Origin of the sequence: Gilliamella sp. B3817, assembly GCF_026536705.1 — a bacterium.
GTDB lineage: Bacteria > Pseudomonadota > Gammaproteobacteria > Enterobacterales > Orbaceae > Gilliamella > Gilliamella apicola_I.
Genome location: NZ_JAFNNV010000019.1, coordinates 3,351 through 5,081, shown reverse-complemented (window position 1 = coordinate 5,081; position 1,731 = coordinate 3,351). Strand labels below are relative to the sequence as shown.

Genomic DNA, 1,731 nt, shown 5'->3' with positions numbered 1-1,731 from the left:
CTGTCAGCTCTTTAAAAAGAAGAAACAGACAATCTGTGTGGGCACTTGCGAGACGAAAGAATAAAGTCTACGGACTCAAAAAATTAAGTCTTGATAAGTGACACTGAAGATTCATTTGAATATGTCAGAAACAGTTATTGAGCATCAAACTTTAAATTGAAGAGTTTGATCATGGCTCAGATTGAACGCTGGCGGCAGGCTTAACACATGCAAGTCGAACGGTAACATGAGTGCTTGCACTTGATGACGAGTGGCGGACGGGTGAGTAAGGTATGGGGATCTGCCAAATGGAGGGGGACAACAGTTGGAAACGACTGCTAATACCGCATAAAGTTGAGAGACCAAAGTACGGTTCCGCAAGGACGTGCGCCATTTGATGAACCCATATGGGATTAGCTAGTTGGTGTGGTAAAGGCTCACCAAGGCGACGATCTCTAGCTGGTCTGAGAGGATGACCAGCCACACTGGAACTGAGACACGGTCCAGACTCCTACGGGAGGCAGCAGTGGGGAATATTGCACAATGGGGGGAACCCTGATGCAGCCATGCCGCGTGTATGAAGAAGGCCTTCGGGTTGTAAAGTACTTTCGGTAGTGAGGAAGTTGTGTGTATGAAAAGTGCATGCAATTGACGTTAGCTACAGAAGAAGCACCGGCTAACTCCGTGCCAGCAGCCGCGGTAATACGGAGGGTGCGAGCGTTAATCGGAATGACTGGGCGTAAAGGGCATGTAGGCGGATAATTAAGTTAGGTGTGAAAGCCCCGGGCTCAACCTGGGAATTGCACTTAAAACTGGTTATCTGGAGTATTGTAGAGGAAGGTAGAATTCCACGTGTAGCGGTGAAATGCGTAGAGATGTGGAGGAATACCGGTGGCGAAGGCGGCCTTCTGGACAGATACTGACGCTGAGATGCGAAAGCGTGGGGAGCAAACAGGATTAGATACCCTGGTAGTCCACGCTGTAAACGATGTCGATTTGGAGTTTGTTGCCCTGAGTGATGGGCTCCGAAGCTAACGCGATAAATCGACCGCCTGGGGAGTACGGCCGCAAGGTTAAAACTCAAATGAATTGACGGGGGCCCGCACAAGCGGTGGAGCATGTGGTTTAATTCGATGCAACGCGAAGAACCTTACCTGGTCTTGACATCCACAGAATCTGGCAGAGATGCTGGAGTGCCTTCGGGAACTGTGAGACAGGTGCTGCATGGCTGTCGTCAGCTCGTGTTGTGAAATGTTGGGTTAAGTCCCGCAACGAGCGCAACCCTTATCCTTTGTTGCCATCGATTAGGTCGGGAACTCAAAGGAGACTGCCGTTGATAAAGCGGAGGAAGGTGGGGACGACGTCAAGTCATCATGGCCCTTACGACCAGGGCTACACACGTGCTACAATGGCGTATACAAAGGGAGGCGACCTCGCGAGAGCAAGCGGACCTCAGAAAGTACGTCTAAGTCCGGATTGGAGTCTGCAACTCGACTCCATGAAGTCGGAATCGCTAGTAATCGTGAATCAGAATGTCACGGTGAATACGTTCCCGGGCCTTGTACACACCGCCCGTCACACCATGGGAGTGGGTTGCACCAGAAGTAGATAGCTTAACCTTCGGGAGGGCGTTTACCACGGTGTGATTCATGACTGGGGTGAAGTCGTAACAAGGTAACCGTAGGGGAACCTGCGGTTGGATCACCTCCTTACGAAGAGCTCGTAAGTGTTCACACAGATTGTTTGTTTAGA

General features: G+C 50.5%; 1 rRNA gene. It reads left to right on the top strand.

The window, feature by feature from the left end:
- The first annotated feature begins 153 nt into the window (after positions 1–153).
- Positions 154–1,691: ribosomal RNA gene (locus J3U36_RS11295) — 16S ribosomal RNA — on the top strand.
- The last annotated feature ends 40 nt before the right edge of the window (positions 1,692–1,731 follow it).